This is a genomic window from Rhizobium sp. ERR 942 (assembly GCF_007828395.1).
Lineage (GTDB): Bacteria > Pseudomonadota > Alphaproteobacteria > Rhizobiales > Rhizobiaceae > Rhizobium > Rhizobium dioscoreae.
In genome coordinates this window covers 993,935-1,008,735 of sequence record NZ_VIUA01000002.1, presented here as the reverse complement: position 1 = coordinate 1,008,735, position 14,801 = coordinate 993,935, and the positions used below count along the sequence as shown (strand labels likewise).

At 60.1% G+C, this 14,801-nt stretch carries 14 protein-coding genes and 1 pseudogene; 4 read left to right on the top strand and 11 right to left on the bottom strand.

What is annotated here, in order from left to right; translation table 11 throughout:
* Nucleotides 1-386: 386 nt before the first annotated feature.
* The 3 genes and pseudogenes from FBZ97_RS11535 to FBZ97_RS11525 all read right to left on the bottom strand — a co-directional run bounded on the left by FBZ97_RS11535 (nucleotide 387) and on the right by FBZ97_RS11525 (nucleotide 3,366).
* A complete protein-coding gene (locus FBZ97_RS11535) occupies nucleotides 387-992 on the bottom strand; it encodes a hypothetical protein (protein ID WP_145319599.1) in 606 nt (201 codons plus the stop codon).
* Nucleotides 993-1,460: 468 nt separating this feature from the next.
* Nucleotides 1,461-1,948, bottom strand: a pseudogene (locus tag FBZ97_RS11530) (formaldehyde dehydrogenase, glutathione-independent); the annotation flags it as partial.
* A gap of 83 nt (nucleotides 1,949-2,031) precedes the next feature.
* Complete coding sequence (locus FBZ97_RS11525; protein WP_145319596.1) at nucleotides 2,032-3,366, bottom strand: aspartate aminotransferase family protein; 1,335 nt, start codon at nucleotides 3,364-3,366, stop codon at nucleotides 2,032-2,034.
* Between the two features lie 143 nt (nucleotides 3,367-3,509).
* Between FBZ97_RS11525 and FBZ97_RS11520 the strand changes: the two genes are divergently transcribed.
* Nucleotides 3,510-4,058: a cupin domain-containing protein gene (locus FBZ97_RS11520; protein ID WP_069610031.1), complete on the top strand. Its 549-nt coding sequence runs from the start codon at nucleotides 3,510-3,512 to the stop codon at nucleotides 4,056-4,058.
* Here FBZ97_RS11520 and FBZ97_RS11515 read toward each other — a convergent pair.
* The 3 genes from FBZ97_RS11515 to FBZ97_RS11500 all read right to left on the bottom strand — a co-directional run bounded on the left by FBZ97_RS11515 (nucleotide 4,055) and on the right by FBZ97_RS11500 (nucleotide 7,751).
* Nucleotides 4,055-4,738, bottom strand: a complete 684-nt coding sequence (locus FBZ97_RS11515; RefSeq protein ID WP_186449483.1) for an LLM class flavin-dependent oxidoreductase — start codon at nucleotides 4,736-4,738, stop codon at nucleotides 4,055-4,057. The two genes, FBZ97_RS11520 and FBZ97_RS11515, sit on opposite strands and share 4 nt — an antisense overlap.
* 219 nt (nucleotides 4,739-4,957) lie before the next feature.
* The gene (locus FBZ97_RS11510) at nucleotides 4,958-5,584 is read right to left on the bottom strand and encodes a GNAT family N-acetyltransferase (RefSeq protein WP_113350869.1); all 627 of its coding nucleotides are present in this window, start codon (nucleotides 5,582-5,584) and stop codon (nucleotides 4,958-4,960) included.
* Between the two features lie 445 nt (nucleotides 5,585-6,029).
* Entirely contained in the window at nucleotides 6,030-7,751 is a 1,722-nt protein-coding gene (locus FBZ97_RS11500) for an IlvD/Edd family dehydratase (RefSeq protein ID WP_145319590.1), read from the bottom strand.
* A gap of 125 nt (nucleotides 7,752-7,876) precedes the next feature.
* Here FBZ97_RS11500 and FBZ97_RS11495 point away from each other — a divergent pair, with 125 nt between their 5' ends.
* On the top strand, nucleotides 7,877-8,623 hold the full coding sequence (locus FBZ97_RS11495) for a FadR/GntR family transcriptional regulator (RefSeq protein ID WP_145319587.1): 747 nt from the start codon (nucleotides 7,877-7,879) through the stop codon (nucleotides 8,621-8,623).
* 13 nt (nucleotides 8,624-8,636) lie between these two features.
* Here FBZ97_RS11495 and FBZ97_RS11490 read toward each other — a convergent pair whose 3' ends face one another.
* Nucleotides 8,637-9,533 (bottom strand): dihydrodipicolinate synthase family protein, encoded by an 897-nt coding sequence (locus FBZ97_RS11490; protein ID WP_145319584.1) that lies wholly within the window; start codon nucleotides 9,531-9,533, stop codon nucleotides 8,637-8,639.
* An 11-nt stretch (nucleotides 9,534-9,544) separates the two neighbouring features.
* Nucleotides 9,545-9,715, bottom strand: coding sequence for an MFS transporter (locus FBZ97_RS11485; RefSeq protein WP_145319581.1), 171 nt, complete (start codon nucleotides 9,713-9,715; stop codon nucleotides 9,545-9,547).
* A 121-nt stretch (nucleotides 9,716-9,836) separates the two neighbouring features.
* On the opposite strand from FBZ97_RS11485, the gene FBZ97_RS11480 reads away from it, so the two are divergent.
* Nucleotides 9,837-10,244, top strand: coding sequence for an FCD domain-containing protein (locus FBZ97_RS11480; RefSeq protein WP_145319578.1), 408 nt, complete (start codon nucleotides 9,837-9,839; stop codon nucleotides 10,242-10,244).
* Between the two features lie 303 nt (nucleotides 10,245-10,547).
* A complete protein-coding gene (locus tag FBZ97_RS11475) occupies nucleotides 10,548-11,093 on the top strand; it encodes a GNAT family N-acetyltransferase (protein ID WP_145319574.1) in 546 nt (181 codons plus the stop codon).
* Between the two features lie 31 nt (nucleotides 11,094-11,124).
* Here the strand turns inward: FBZ97_RS11475 and FBZ97_RS11470 are convergent, their stop codons facing one another.
* From FBZ97_RS11470 to FBZ97_RS11460, 3 genes are all read right to left on the bottom strand, one after another.
* Nucleotides 11,125-12,069, bottom strand: coding sequence for an isoaspartyl peptidase/L-asparaginase (locus FBZ97_RS11470; protein ID WP_145319571.1), 945 nt, complete (start codon nucleotides 12,067-12,069; stop codon nucleotides 11,125-11,127).
* A gap of 88 nt (nucleotides 12,070-12,157) precedes the next feature.
* Nucleotides 12,158-13,696 carry a hydantoinase/oxoprolinase family protein gene (locus FBZ97_RS11465; protein WP_145319568.1) on the bottom strand — a complete coding sequence of 513 codons (1,539 nt, stop codon included), beginning with the start codon at nucleotides 13,694-13,696 and terminating at the stop codon, nucleotides 12,158-12,160.
* Nucleotides 13,693-14,769 carry a DUF917 domain-containing protein gene (locus FBZ97_RS11460; protein WP_145319565.1) on the bottom strand — a complete coding sequence of 359 codons (1,077 nt, stop codon included), beginning with the start codon at nucleotides 14,767-14,769 and terminating at the stop codon, nucleotides 13,693-13,695. The genes FBZ97_RS11465 and FBZ97_RS11460 overlap by 4 nt, the downstream gene beginning before the upstream one ends.
* Between the last annotated feature and the right edge of the window lie 32 nt (nucleotides 14,770-14,801).

Here is a 14,801-nt window from a genome sequence, read left to right as displayed (position 1 = left end):
TTCTCCGAGCGGAGCGTCATTGCCCACTCGCCACGATCGCTCAGCTCAAGGAGAAGTCCTGCTCAACACATTTGCCTGTAGCGATCTTATGCCGCTGCCCCGAAGCACTCACTACAACGATTGCTGCATGGTCTGTTGGCAGCATCACCGACCATCGGCAGGTTCGATCCGATGCGCTAGGAGTTCCAATCAATATGTCAGCACCAATAGCCGCATAGTCACCTTATTGAGCGCGCTTCTCTCTTCCGGTTCAGTTTAACTCCTGGGGCCGGCAATGTCGAAGATACATCCGCCATGATGCTTGTTCGATGGCGCAACTACACACCCTCGATGACATCAGCATGTCCCAGGCAAGAAAAAGCCCGCATGAAGCGGGCTTCTTAGTCTTATTCTGCTGCGCCTGCAGCTTTCGTCTTGCGCGTGCGCTTCGGCTTTGCTGCCTCGGCAGCAGTCGGTGCGGGAGCAGCAACCGAAGCAGCCTTTGTCCGGGTAGCTTTGGGCGCCGCAGCTTTTGGTGCTGCCTTGGTAGCAGCAGGCTTGGCGGCGGCCGACTTTACCGCTGCCGCGGGCTTGGCAGCCTTCGCCTTCGTCTTCGAAGCCGTTGCCTTGCCTCCAGTCTTTGCCGCGTTCAGGAGTGCGACGCGACGTTGGCGGTTCTGCTCGAGAGCCTGCTGGAAGCCGACATCATTCTCCGCATGAAAGGCCAGATCATCGAGAAACTCAGCCACGTCCTTGACCGTGTCGACAACGACGTAGCTCAATCCACGACCGGCATTGATGGAGTCGCGGCCGACCGTCACGCCAAAGCCACCGGGAACACGCTGGAACCAAGTGGAGCGCCACTTCTTGAAGCCTGCAGCGTCTCGCTCGTACTCCTCCAGATATGCCTTCTGTTCCGCTACTCGAGCACGAAATGTATCGACAACATTGCGTGCGCCAGCCTTCGGCTTATCAGCCTTTTTTGAAGTCCATTTCTCAAGAAAGTTTGCCATTGATCCGATCTCTTCAGGTTAGCGTTCTTTGTCAAGCCGCCGTTGCTTAAGAAGCGATGACGAAGCTCCTCCGCATGGATGCCCGCATATATGTAAAGGATAGATGTATAATGGCAACATAATACGTCATTATCGTCGATAATCGGGCTTTTGCAGCCGCCTTTAGAGAGCAAAGACACTCAATTTTCGCAAATTTTCCGACCCGATTGGCCATTTCCGGACATGATCTGAAAACTTCTGCAAGGCGTGCTGCGGCGCATCCTTGCTTGGAAATGCTCTATGGCGGTGCACAAACCTTGCGGGCGTGTCGACGGATAGTTGATGCCGTCTCTGGCTCTTGCCGCCACTTTGTTGTCCGGCAAACTCCTATACGTTCGACTCTACGAGACCGAGGCCCGAGATAGCAACCTCTGCGCTCGGTCCGTATCCATCTCGGGATCACTCCATGATCCTGTGAGTTCTTCCACTCTACACCGCCTTCGTCAGCTCGCCATACGGATCCAGCACGAACTTCGTTGCAGCACTTCGATCGAAACTCTCATATCCTTGTGCAGCATCCTCGAGCGAAATGATCCTGGAGTTGACAATATCTGCAATCGGCAGCCTGTCCTGCAGGATCGCCCGCTTGAGCTGGCGATTGTATTTCAACACCGGCGTCTGTCCCGTATGAAAGGATAGTACCTTTGCCCTGCCGAGACCGAAGCGCAGAGACAGACCGCCCTGTTTCGCGGCACTGTCTACGGCACCGGGACCTTCCGTTACATACAGCCGGGGAATACCGATCGAACCGGCGGCTCGTATCGTCTCCATCATTTGATTGAGCATGATCACCGGCCGCTCGCGGCTGAATGACCAGGCGCCTCGAAGCCGACTGCATCGATCGCACTATCCACCTTATGGGTGCCGATGACTTCAGCGATCATATCGCCCAGACGATCGCTCCTGGAAAGATCGATGGTTCGAAGCCAACCTTGCATGTGCAGGGCGATCCTTGTCGAGCCTGACCGACGCTGTCCGCGCCGGTCAGGTCCAGAAATTATCAGGCCGCCCGCTTCAACGCATCGCCAAGCATGGAGACGATCGTTTCGATCTCTGCGCGCTCGATGATGAGCGGCGGAGAAAGAGCGATAATATCACCGGTTACGCGGATCAACAGGCCCTTCTGGAAGCAATCGACGAAGACGTCGTAGGCGCGCGTGCCCGGGGCGCCATCACGCGGCGCGAGTTCTACGGCGCCGACTAGGCCGAGATTGCGGATATCGACTACATGCGGCAGGCCCCTCAGTGAATGCAGCGCATTCTGCCAGTCCTCGGCCAGTTCGGCTGCACGCGTCAGCAGGCCTTCCTCCTCGTAGATTTCCATGGTCGCAAGCCCGGCGGCGCAGGCGACCGGATGGCCGGAATAGGTATAGCCGTGGAAGAGCTCGATCTGGTTTTCCGGGCCGGTCATCAGGCCATCATAGATCTTGCGGCTGGCAAAGACGGCGCCCATCGGTATCGTGCCGTTGGTGATGCCTTTCGCCGCCGTGACAAGATCGGGAACAACGCCGAAATATTCGGTTGCAAACGGGGTGCCTAAGCGGCCGAAGCCGGTGATCACTTCATCGAAAATCAGCAGGATGCCATATTTGTCGGCGATGGCGCGCAGCCGCTCCAGATAGCCCTTCGGCGGCAGGACGACGCCGGCAGAACCGGACATCGGCTCGACGATGACGGCGGCGATCGTTTCAGCCCCGTGCAACGCGACCAGCCGTTCGAGGTCTTCCGCAAGCTCGATGCCATGGGCCGGCAGGCCCTTGCTGAAGGCATTGCGCTCGATATCGAGAGTGTGACGCATGTGATCGGCAGGGATCTGCGGGAAGACGCGGCGGTTGTTGACGAGGCCACCGACGGAAATTCCACCGAAGCCGACGCCGTGATAGCCCTTTTCGCGGCCGATGATGCGGGTGCGCGTGCCCTGGCCGATGGCGCGCTGATAAGCGATGGCGATCTTCAGCGCGGTGTCGACCGACTCGGATCCGGAGCCTGTGAAGAAGACGCGGTCGAGCCCGGCCTCCGGACCGCCCGGCGCATGCGCAGCGAGCTTTGCCGCAAAGTCGAAGGCGATCGGGTGGCCCATCTGGAAGGTCGGCGCGTAGTCCATGGTGGAGAGCTGGCGCTCGACCGCCTGTGCGATCTTCCTGCGGCCATGGCCGGCATTGACGCACCAGAGGCCTGCCGTCCCATCAAGCACCTTCTTGCCGTCGACATCGGTGTAATACATGCCGTCGGCGGCTGCGAGCAGGCGCGGAGCCGCCTTGAACTGCCGGTTTGCCGTGAACGGCATCCAGAAATTTTCGAGAACAGGGGTGTTGGAATGCGTGATCTTGTCCATGGTCGCCTCCATTGCGTTATCCCTGACATCAGCGATTTTCCTGTTTCGAACAAGACCTTTTCTTGCTGAATTTAACTTATTGATTTTGCTTATACCGCATGAGATGTTTTCGATATTTCGAACATCTGAAACCCGAGACCGCAATGTCCGTCGATATCGGCAATCGCCTGCGTCATCTGCGCCTTGCGCACAATCTTTCTCAACGCGAACTCGCCAAGCGCGCGGGCGTTACCAATTCGACGGTCTCGCTGATCGAATCCAATTCGGCCAATCCATCCGTCGGTGCGCTGAAACGCATCCTCGACGGCATCCCGATCGGCCTTGCCGAATTCTTCGCCTTCGAACCGGAAGCACCGAAAAAGGCTTTCTATGCGGCCGAGGAGTTGGTCGAAATCGGCAAGGGCCCGATTTCCTATCGGCAGATCGGCGAAAACCTCTTCGGCCGCAGCCTTCAGATCTTGAAAGAGTGCTATCAGCCGGGCGCCGATACCGGCAAGGTACCACTGGTGCACGAGGGAGAGGAAGGCGGCATCGTGCTCACTGGCCGCCTGGAGGTGACAGTGGATGACGAACGCCGCATTCTCGGCCCGGGCGATGCCTACTATTTCGAAAGTCGCCGCCCGCATCGCTTCCGCTGTGTCGGGCCATATCCCTGTGAAGTCATCAGCGCCTGCACGCCGCCAAGCTTCTAGTGGACGGGTAGGCCGGATGGCCTGCGCTTACGATCGGCATCGATCACGACGTCGGCTACGAACGCCCGCACCCTGTTCTTGTCCGCAGTACCGATCGTCCTGATGAGATTGGCGATGTCCAGGCGATCCGGATGGAGGAAGACAACATCGGCAGCCGAGGCCACGGATGGGTTCTCGCCATGACGATACGCTGTCGCGACCACGGGCTGTCCCTGCGGCGGGCGCGGCGTGATCGAAGGACCGAGAACTTGAAAGCCACTGCCCTTGAAATTGATGTAATGCAGCTTCGAGCCATCCAGAAAGCGCTGACTTTCCTTATCTCGAATGACCGCTCCATCTTCCCAGCTGTCCCATAACCCCCGCACGACATCGACGACATCAAGCACGTCCTGACGCAAGGCGGCGCTTCCCGCTGCAGGAAAGCCATTGAGGGCGCCAATAGCTTGCCGGGCATGCACGGCCCTCGATCCATCATAATGCTGAACCAGAAAACCCGCCCTGCCCTCGCTTACGAAATCCAGCGTCGCGATGGCGGTCGAGACATGAAACGGCTCGAGGAAATTGACCGCTGCGCCGGGGATGATTCTGATATTGCTGCTGCTCGCGGCAAGCCAGTTTGCAAGCAGCACGGCATCCAGCCCGTCGCCGTCAAGACGGGCAAAGCCGTCTTCCAGCGTCACAAAATCGACCACCGTGTCGAAACGCGCAACAAGCGCCCGCCAGAATTTCTTCTGAGCGTCGCGCGAATTGCGGTTTGCGCGGCAATATCTAATCCGATGCCGACCCTGAGACCATTTGGATGCGTCATGTGAAGTCCTGTTTCGCGATATTGTGGAACTCGAAGGCAGATCCGATTTCTTGTCAGGATCTGCCGATAGCCATCGGAGACGCCATGCCCGTCACGCAGCGGAGGTTTCGTGAGCCGCCAGGCGGGCGATAATCTGCTGCTCCTGCCCGGCCTTGAGCGCAGTCACGCGCGCCGTAGCCTCCTCAAAGGAGGCGGCAGGCGGATAGATCGGTGTCAGACCGGGTGCTCCCGCCTTTTTACCGATATGCTTTTCGAACGGCAGGGAGCGATAGAGGCTCGGGTCGACGGTCGGGTCGAAAAGAGGGCGATAGCCGAGCGACAGATAGAAGGCCACGGCCTCCGGTTGGCGAAAGCCGGTGCTAAGGTAGGCCCTGTTATAGCCGAGTTGCCCGGCACTCTCCTCGAGCGCGATCATGATGCGGCGTGCCAGTCCCTGACGCCGGAGATCCGGATGCGCCCATATCCGCTTGAACTCAGCGGTTTCGTCGTCGTGGCTCATGAAGGCGCCGCCGGCAATGGTCTGACCGTCGCGCTGCAGCAGGAGAAAATCGCCAAGCGGCGGGGCGAACAGCGCACTCGGATAACGCATGATTTCCGCGCGCGCGCCGCCCGGGCGGCTGACGGCGCCATATCTGCTATCATACTCGCTGGCAAGACCATCGATCAGCGGTTCCGCCGCCGGGTCCAGCAATGACGACCGGACTATGATATCGTTCATGCATATGCCTCCAAACAATGTTCTGAAGGCTGCCCGGGAACGATCGTGAGGATCACCGATCTTGCCGACCGCTCTGAAAACTCCGCTCAGCGCTTCGCAGGCAGAGCATGCATGATCGATGGTGCGCTTCGCAGGGCACGATCTTTCATTGTGCGGTCGATGATTGAAACATCGTTGCCCGATTCTTTTGTCTATTAAAATTATAGATTATATCGTCAACTTTATGCAACCAAAGAGCCGCACAAGCGCACCAGCTCGCCGCCCTGTTTCCCGGCATACAAGAGAACATCGGGAGATCGAGCGCACAGACGCCGGGATATGCGCGACCCGTTTATTCGCACCAAACCTTGTCAGCAGAAGATTGCTCCGCACCTCGAAAATGAAGTAACCGATGAAGAATAGCGATGCCCAGGAACGTAGGCATATTCGCTCTGAATGAAATGAGTTAGTGGCTCTCGCGCGGAACCTTGGCGCCGCGTCCGCCGACCAGGAAATCGAGATCGGCGCCGGTATTGGCCTGCATGACCGTTCGAATGTAAAGGCCTTGGTATCCCGAGGTCATTTCCGGCACCGGTTCCTTCCAGGCCGCGCGCCGCCGTGCAAGCTCATGGTCCGGAACGTCGAGAACCAATGTGCGGGCCTCGACGTCGAGTGCGATGAAATCCCCTTGCTCGACGAGTGCCAGCGGACCGCCGGCGGCGGCTTCCGGCGATACATGCAGCACCACGGTTCCGTAGGCCGTGCCGCTCATGCGGCCATCGGAAACGCGCACCATGTCGCGTACGCCTTTCTCCAGCAGTTTGCTTGGCAAAGCCATGTTGCCGACCTCGGCCATGCCGGGATAGCCGCGCGGACCGGCCCCCTTTAGCACGAGAACGGAATTCTCATCGACATCGAGGTTCGGATCGTCGATCCTGGCATGGAAATCCTCGATAGTCTCGAAGACGACGGCGCGGCCGCGATGGCGCATCAGATGCGGCGATGCGGCCGATGGTTTGAGCACCGCCCCATCAGGCGCAAGATTGCCCTTGAGGACGGCAATTCCCCCGCTGTCGACGAGCGGATTTGACCCGCTGCGGATGACGTCCGGATTGTGGTTGACGACATCGGCAATATTATCTCCGACGCTCCCCCCCGATACGGTGAGTGCATCGAGATGGAGGAGGTCGGAAATTTCCTTCATCACGGCGGGAATGCCGCCGGCATAACAGAAATCCTCCATGAGGTATTTGCCCGACGGCATGAGGTCGACGATCGTCGGCACGTCGCGCCCGAGCCTGTCCCAATCCTCCAGTGACAGGTCGACGCCGATACGCCCGGCAATGGCGAGGAGATGAACGACGGCATTGGTCGATCCGCCGATCGCACCATTGATCTTGATGGCGTTCTCGAACGCCTGCCTCGTGAGAACCTTCGAAAGCCGCATATCTTCCTTGACCATCGCGACGGCGCGGCGCCCGGTCATCCGGGCAAGCCGCGCCCGTCGGGCATCGACGGCAGGCCATGCCGCATTGGTCGGCAGGGCAACGCCGAGGGCTTCGACCATCGACGCCATGGTCGAGGCCGTTCCCATTGTCATGCAGTGGCCGGGCGAGCGTGACATGGCACTTTCCGCATCCATGAACTCCTGCCGGCTCATGGTGCCTGCCCTTACTTCCTCGGAGAATTTCCAGACGTCCGTGCCGGAGCCGATCGGCTTGCCGCGAAAATTACCATTCAACATCGGCCCGCCTGAAATGACGATCGTCGGCAGATCGCAGCTTGCCGCGCCCATCAGCAGCGATGGCGTGGTCTTGTCGCAGCCGGCCATCAGGATGACGCCGTCCATAGGATTGCCGCGGATCGCCTCTTCGACATCCATGGAAGCAAGATTCCTGAAGAGCATCGCAGTCGGCCGCAGATTGGACTCGCCGCAGGAGAAGACCGGAAATTCAAGCGGCAATCCGCCGGCTTCCAGGACGCCGGCCTTGATATGCGTGACCAGTTCGCGGAAATGCGCATTGCAGGGCGTAAATTCCGAAAACGTATTGCAGATACCGATGACGGGGCGGCCGTCGAACACATCATCGGGCAGGCCACCATTCTTCATCCACGAGCGATGGATGAAGCCATCCTTGTCCACTCCGCTGAACCACGCCTGCGACCGCCGCTTTGGATCCTTGGTCATGATGGCCTCCTTTGTATTATAATTTATTTTTTTGTTATACAAATAAGCCATGGCGGTCAAGCGCGGTAGCGCTTGTGACCACGGGCTGAAGACGCTAGACATGTCTCGATTTTTGGGAAAGGCAGATGGCCGGGATGACTTCGGACGCCGATGATGCAAGCCTCGGCACCAACAAGAGATACCACGACGCGATCGTGCACGCGCTGGGCGAGCGGATCGTCGGTGGCGCGCTTGCGGCGGGAGCCTCCATCGGAACGGAGCAGGAGCTCTGCGATCATTTCGGGACATCGCGTACCGTCATCCGGGAGGCCATCAAGATCCTGTCGGCCAAGGGCCTTCTCGAAAGCCGCCCGAGAAGCGGCACCAGAGTGACCGATCACTCGGAATGGCTTCTGCTCGACCCGCAGGTCCTCGCATGGAGGCTCGGCGCGGAAAACGGCAGCGAGAGGGCACGTATCGATCTCTATGAACTCAGGCAATCCTTCGAGCCGGCCGCGGCGGAGCTTGCCGCCGCACGCGCGACGCCGCAGATGCTGCAGAAAATGAAACATGCCCTGCTTGGCATGACCCTCGCCTCGACCGCGGAAGAAAAGATCGAACACGATCTCGCATTTCACACCGCCATTTTGGCAGCGACCGGCAACGCCTTCTATCTGGCATTGGGGTCGCTGATCTCAGTGGGGCTGAAACATGTGTTCAAGGTGGGACTGCAACGGACTGCAAAGGAAGACGAACGCTGGATACGCCGTCATCAGAATGTTTATGAAGCCATTGCCGGCGCCGATGGTCGGGGCGCTGCCGAGCAGATGAAGAACCTCCTGCGCGAGGCGCTGGAGGTCCAGAAGCTGGAATTGCCGCAATCCGAAAATTAGAAGCAGATCGGCTTCAGAAAGATCCGAGCCTCTTCGCATGCAAGGCGACAAGTTCCTCGCCGAACGGTGTCGGACGCATGGCAGGCGCGCGATCGCGAACCGTGAGCTCCGCCCGCTCGGCAAACAGCCGCTTGCCGTAGCACATCAGGTGCTCGATCCCCTGCATGACGGCAACGGCGGATGGGAGCATGGCACGATAGATTTCCTCGGCACGGACCTCATTCCCAGCGCGAAAGGCGGTGTATGCGTCGACCGCATAGTCGATGAGATCGGGAGCGAGAATGTAGCCGGCACAGCCTGCCCGCAGCCCGTCAAGCAATTCCAGCCCACCTCGACCGTTGAAAACAGGCACGCCCTCGCCGATCGCCTTCATCAACACCTTGACCTCGATGGCTGAGCCCTCCGCCTTCAACACCTTTACATTGGGATGGGCTGCGCGCAATGCCGCGAGATCCGATCCCGTCAGGCCGCGTCCGAGAAAGGCAGGGGCATTCTGGATCGCCACCGGCAGGTTCGTCGCATCCGCGACGCGGCCGAAGAAGCCAATATATTCGCCCGCGCCGAAAGTGCCGACCGGTGGCGGCTGGAGGATCACCCAGTCAGCGCCAACGGCTTCGGCGTGCCGCACCTGCTCGACCTGCTCGGCAACCGAAGTGCCGAAGATAGTGAAGGCGAGCGGCAGGCGGCCGGCATTGTCCTCGGCAAGCCATTCCATCACGGTCCGGCGCTCGGCGGCCGTCAATTTGAAGACCTCCGTAGCAAGGCCGAGCGCGACAAGCCCATGCACGCCTGCCGCCACGCAAATCTCGGTCTGCCGCTTCATCGCCGACCTGTCGAGCTTTTCCTCCTTATCGAAGAGCGCGTAGAGGATCGCATGAATACCGTGCAGTTTCTCAGGTTCGAATGCCATCTCGTTTCGCCTTATTGTTTAGAAAGCCGAAGGGCCGGCGCACCTTTGCGGACGATTGCGATACCGAGGAGGCCACCCGCGATCAACGCGGCAGCCACCAGCGTCAGCGCCACATCATAGCTTCCGGTCGAATCCTTGATCCAGCCAATCGTACGTGAAGCGGCGAAGATATTGTCGGCCAAGGGTCTCGTGACCGTCAGGCAGCGCACGGGCACACGAGTAGAACCGCGAGAGCGATGGCAATGGCTCGATGGGGAATTGATCGCATGGCTGTCGCGCGGAAGGATCTCGCACGATGAGCTTATGGCTTTTGCCGAAGCCCGCAAGATCATCGAGCCTGGGGCCGCCGCGCTGGCGGCATTGCGGGCAACCGATCTGGAACGTCAGGCGATCCTCGACATCTATCGCCGCATGGAACGGGACCAGAAGGACCCGATCGCAGCCGTCGCCGCCGACAAGGCCTTTCACATGTCGATCCTTGCAGCAACGCATAATCCGGTGCTGCAAAGCCTGCGCCAGGCGATCGAATCCATTCTCGATGCCGTTTTCCCGCATACGGTCGGTGCATTTGCGGCCAATCTCGAAAACCACGCCGCAGTTGCCGAGGCAATCGCCGCAGGCGACAGTATCGCCGCCAGACACGCGATGGAGGCTGTTCTCGACCAGACGTCAGGCTTCCTTGGGCACGCGCGGGAGCGGGCGGCATCATAGCCATCAAGATTTGCTCGCCAAAGCGAGGACTGTGAGGACATGGATTGACGGGGAAGGACCGGACCGCGAAAGGGGGTTCGCCCCTCGTAAACGGAACGCTCTCACGGCCGGTCCCATATTTCCTGCAGGCCAGGCCCGCAAGAGGCGGCGCTTTTGCGCGCCCATTGCGGCAATATATTGTCTAACGCTAAAAAATGGAGACCAGACAAAATCGGGCGATATCGGTTCCCATTATCGCCTCGTGCGTAGATAGTGGCCTCGGGCGCCGCCTGTCGTTATCTCTCATTCGGCAAGACACCTCATATGATAACCGCAAGATTGATCCATCGCTCCTGCATAGAGACAGCACGCCTCCGTCTGCGTCCGACATCGGCCGCCGATACGAAACGCGCATCCGAAATTCAGAGCGATTGGGCTGTGACGCGCATGCTGAGCAACGCCTCATACCCGCCGAACGAAAACGATATCAGAGATTGGTTTTCCAGCCATGAGCGCGAATGGGCCGAAGGCTCCGCCTATCGCTTCGCCATCGAACAAGCCGAAAGAATGATCGGTGTCGTCGATGTCGATGGCATTGCTGACAGCAAGGGCAGCCTTGGCTATTGGCTGGAAAGGCAAGCCTGGGGAAAGGGCTATGCCTTCGAGGCGGCGCAGGCACTGATCGGCTTCATCTTCCACGAAGTCGGTCTCTTCAGCCTCGAATCCGGTCACGCATCCGACAACCCGGCCTCTGGACAGGTGCTGACCAAACTTGGCTTCCGCCAAGTCGGCAGCAGGGAGCTTTTCTCGCGGGCGCGCAGCGAAACCATCGTTCAATGTTGCTATGTGCTCGAGCGACAAATGCCGTGAACCCACAGCGCGGTGCTAAGCCGCAGCGTCCTTAGAGCTCGATTTCGTAGACCCGCTCATGCGTCGCGACGAAACCCTTGCCTTCCGGCGTCACCCAGCCACGAAACATTCCCGGCGTATTGTAGGGGGCGACGGCAATACCCTGATTATCTATAGCCACCAGCCCGGCGCCGATCTGATGCGGCGCCAGATCGTGGTTGATCAACCCCTCGGTCGCGGTCGCGATATCCTGCTTCAGATAGGCCATGCGGGAGGCAATCTCGTGTCCAACCACATAGCGGATGAAGAACTCGCCCTTACCCGTTCCAGACACCGCACAGACGCCGTCGCGTGCATAGGTGCCCGCACCGATGACCGGGCTGTCGCCCACGCGCCCGTCAGGCTTGTTGTTGTAGCCGCCCGTCGAGGTGGCGGCGGCAAGATGGCCGGCAGCATCGAGCGCCACCGCCCCGACCGTGCCATGCTTTTCGTTCTCGGTTCCTTCGGTGCCGTCAGCGGCATGGCGCTTCATGGCGTCAAGCGCCTCGACCCGCTTCGGTGTGGTAAAATAGGATTGCGGCTCGATCTGCAGCCCCTTGGCTTCGGCAAAACGATCGGCAGCCGGGCCGGTCAGATAGACGGCACGGCCATCCTGCATCAATGCGCGAGCAGCCTTGATCGGGTTGCGGATCGCGCGAGAGGCGCTGATGGCGCCCGCCTCCAGCGTCGTCCCATCCATGATCGAGGCATCGAGCTCGTGCACGCCGTTTTCGTTGAGCGCTGCGCCATGGCCAGCGTTGAAATGCGGGCTGTCCTCCATGATCACGACAGCTGCCTCGACGGCATCGACCGCACTGTCACCGGCCTGCAACCGTGTATAGCCTGCACGCAAAGCGGCAGCCAGGTCGCGGCGCGCGCCCTCCCATTCCTCTGGCGTCATGCTGTCTTCGGGCATGACACCGCAGCCACCGTGAATAGCCAGCGCAATCTTCGTCATTTTCCACTCCGATCCGGCGCCGGTGCAACCTTTATGCCCAACACCGCTCTCCTCACCAACGCCCGATCAGCCTGATCGGGACGTCATTTCAGTTGAAGGCGATATCGCCGATGACCCTTACTCTTACGCGGCGCGCTCCGCCGGGAAGATAGGCAATCGGAATATCCTCGACTTCGAGCGTCTTCACGCTTTCCTGGCTCGCACCGGAAGCAACGGCTGCATCCTGCGCCTCCGCTTCTGCCTTGGCGATGGCTTCGTCGCGGCTCAACCCCGAAAACACCTGGTCGACTTCGCCCGACACCTGCGCCATCGCGGCGCCGAGCGCATTGGCAACGCCGGCATTTTCGACACGAAGAACTTCGGAAGCTCCCGCGATCTTTTCCGGGATCAGGAAGGCGCCGCCGCCGACGGCGATCAACGGTACGTCCTCTGCCGACGTCTTCATCTGGTCGAAGCTGTCCGTCACCATATCGCGGATTCGTTCAAGGCTTGCCTTAACGAAGGCCGGATCGAGATCGCGAACACGATCCCTGTCTCCCATCTCGATCAGACCGGCGGCGACGGCGACGTCCGAAGTCGTCAGCGTGTTGCCACCAAAGACGCGAGCCTCCGTCAGGATGCGGTAGCCGACCGAACGCGGGCCGATCTTGCCAGTTTCCGGATCGATGATCGTTCCGCCGCCAAGGGCGATCGGCAGGAGATCGGGCATACGGAATAAGGTGCGCACGCCGCCGATGTGGACGATATTGTTGGCCTCGCGCGGAAAGCCGCCGACGAGGCAGCCAATATCCGAAGTAGTGCCGCCGACATCGACCACCATGGCGTCGCTCAAGCCGGTCAGGAAAGCAGCACCTCGCATCGAATTCGTCGGACCGGAGGCAAAGCTGTGAACCGGATTGGCGGCCGCAACATCCGCCAACGCCACCGTACCGTCGTTCTGCGTCAGGTAAAAGGGTGCGGCAACACCTGCTTCGCGCAGTGCGTCCGAAAACGCCTGCACCGTGGTCCTGCCGAGCGACTGCAGCGCCGCATTGAGAAGTGCGACATTCTCGCGCTCGAGCAGACCGATCCGACCGAGGGTATGAGACAGCGTGATCCTCGCATCCGGGATCACCGACCGAACGATCTCAGCCGCCTTGACCTCGCTTTCGGCGGTCAGCGGCGAGAAGGTCGCGGATATCGCGATCGACGTGATGCCGGCATCGCGGATCTGCATCGCGGCTTCGCGGATCTCGTCGGGGATCATCGGCACGAGCGGGCTGCCGTCATATTCATGACCGCCATGAACCATGAAGATGAGCGGATCGACTGCCGCGCGCAGGTCGTCTGGCCAATCGCACATCGGCGGCAGGGAAGCGCCGGTCGGCAGTGCAATGCGGATCGCAGCCACCCTTTCCAGTCGCGCCCGTTCGACAACGGCGTTGGTAAAATGCGTTGTGCCGATCATGACGGCGTCGATCGGCCGACTGGACGCGCCGGCATGGCCGGCGACATGGCTCAGGGCCGACTTCACCCCGGACATGACGTCCTGCGTGGTGGGAACCTTGATGGAAGCGATGATCGTCTCACCGTCGATCAGAACGGCATCCGTATTGGTGCCGCCAACGTCAATACCGATGCGTTTCATGCGAATACCGATCTGAAATCAATGTCGTAACCGAAGGCACGAGGGCCGACCGCAGCGATCCCGGCAGGCGAGGTCAGGAGTTCGGGTGCCGGAAGAGCCACCACGGTCACGCGCTGGCCGTAACGCACGGATTCCGTGCCGATGGCGCTGCCGGAAATCGTATCGAGCAGGCAAAGGAGGTCCGGCGTCATCGCCACCGGCTCGCCATCGCGGAAGGCGACGGCCCACTCGTTCTGGAAGGCCAGTTCCATCCGCGAACCCTTGTCGGCATCGATACCTTCGATCACGGTTCGCCCACGAAGGAAGCCGCCTGTGGTTTCGCGTGCCACATCGATCACCTTGCCGCGAAACAATTGCTTGCCGCCCTCGTGATCGAGAACTGCCTTTACCGGATCGTCATGACGGGCACGCGCCTCGATCACGGCGCGGCCAAGCTCCGTAGCCTTCGTTATGGTGTAATGAATGCCCCATTCCTTCACCTCGCGGCCGGTGCGCGGCGCCTTGCAGGTGGCGGCAGTCGAGCCAACCTCCGTGCAGACCTTGCGCGAAATTCGCTCCATCCATTTCCAGGATGCGGCCTTCGTGACGATGACCTCATTGTCGCGTACGTCGACGAGGGAAAGCGGATACATTGGCAGATTGCCAATGGCGAAGGAGGTCATCTGCGCCTCGGGATAGGCGCGTCCCATGGCATCGGCATTGACAACAGGCCGGCCGAGCATCGCGGCCGCAAGGAAGGAGGACAATGCATTCGAGCCACCGATCTCGACGCTCATGATCGCGCGAAAGGGCTTGCCGAGATAATCCTCCATGACCTCGACGGCGCGCGCCAGATGCACGGGATCGCTCAGACGCTCCTGCCCGACCAGCGGCGCGCCCATCTTCGAGACGACTGCAACCATATCGTTGTCATCGAGCGCCATCGGATCCATCACCTGCACGCGACGCCCCTCGGCATAGAGTCTTCGAAGGTTAAGGGTCGAGATATAGGGATTGCCACCGCCGCCGGTTCCCAGAATCCAGGCTCCCGTTGCGAGCGGCTCGATATTGTCTTCGGAAAATTCCTGAAGCATGTTTCACCTTCGGCAGTAGCTCCCCCGACCCC

What these genes read in the sequence shown, in the direction of transcription:
- FBZ97_RS11490 (WP_145319584.1), bottom strand. Translation starts at nt 9,533, where the DNA reads ATGGCATTCGAACCTGAGAAACTGCACGGTATTCATGCGATCCTCTAC.
- FBZ97_RS11525 (WP_145319596.1), bottom strand. Translation starts at nt 3,366, where the DNA reads ATGGACAAGATCACGCATTCCAACACCCCTGTTCTCGAAAATTTCTGG.
- FBZ97_RS11495 (WP_145319587.1), top strand. Translation starts at nt 7,877, where the DNA reads ATGGCCGGGATGACTTCGGACGCCGATGATGCAAGCCTCGGCACCAAC.
- FBZ97_RS11475 (WP_145319574.1), top strand. Translation starts at nt 10,548, where the DNA reads ATGATAACCGCAAGATTGATCCATCGCTCCTGCATAGAGACAGCACGC.
- FBZ97_RS11470 (WP_145319571.1), bottom strand. Translation starts at nt 12,069, where the DNA reads ATGACGAAGATTGCGCTGGCTATTCACGGTGGCTGCGGTGTCATGCCC.
- FBZ97_RS11510 (WP_113350869.1), bottom strand. Translation starts at nt 5,584, where the DNA reads ATGAACGATATCATAGTCCGGTCGTCATTGCTGGACCCGGCGGCGGAA.
- FBZ97_RS11535 (WP_145319599.1), bottom strand. Translation starts at nt 992, where the DNA reads ATGGCAAACTTTCTTGAGAAATGGACTTCAAAAAAGGCTGATAAGCCG.
- FBZ97_RS11520 (WP_069610031.1), top strand. Translation starts at nt 3,510, where the DNA reads ATGTCCGTCGATATCGGCAATCGCCTGCGTCATCTGCGCCTTGCGCAC.
- FBZ97_RS11480 (WP_145319578.1), top strand. Translation starts at nt 9,837, where the DNA reads ATGGCTTTTGCCGAAGCCCGCAAGATCATCGAGCCTGGGGCCGCCGCG.
- FBZ97_RS11500 (WP_145319590.1), bottom strand. Translation starts at nt 7,751, where the DNA reads ATGACCAAGGATCCAAAGCGGCGGTCGCAGGCGTGGTTCAGCGGAGTG.
- FBZ97_RS11465 (WP_145319568.1), bottom strand. Translation starts at nt 13,696, where the DNA reads ATGAAACGCATCGGTATTGACGTTGGCGGCACCAATACGGATGCCGTT.
- FBZ97_RS11460 (WP_145319565.1), bottom strand. Translation starts at nt 14,769, where the DNA reads ATGCTTCAGGAATTTTCCGAAGACAATATCGAGCCGCTCGCAACGGGA.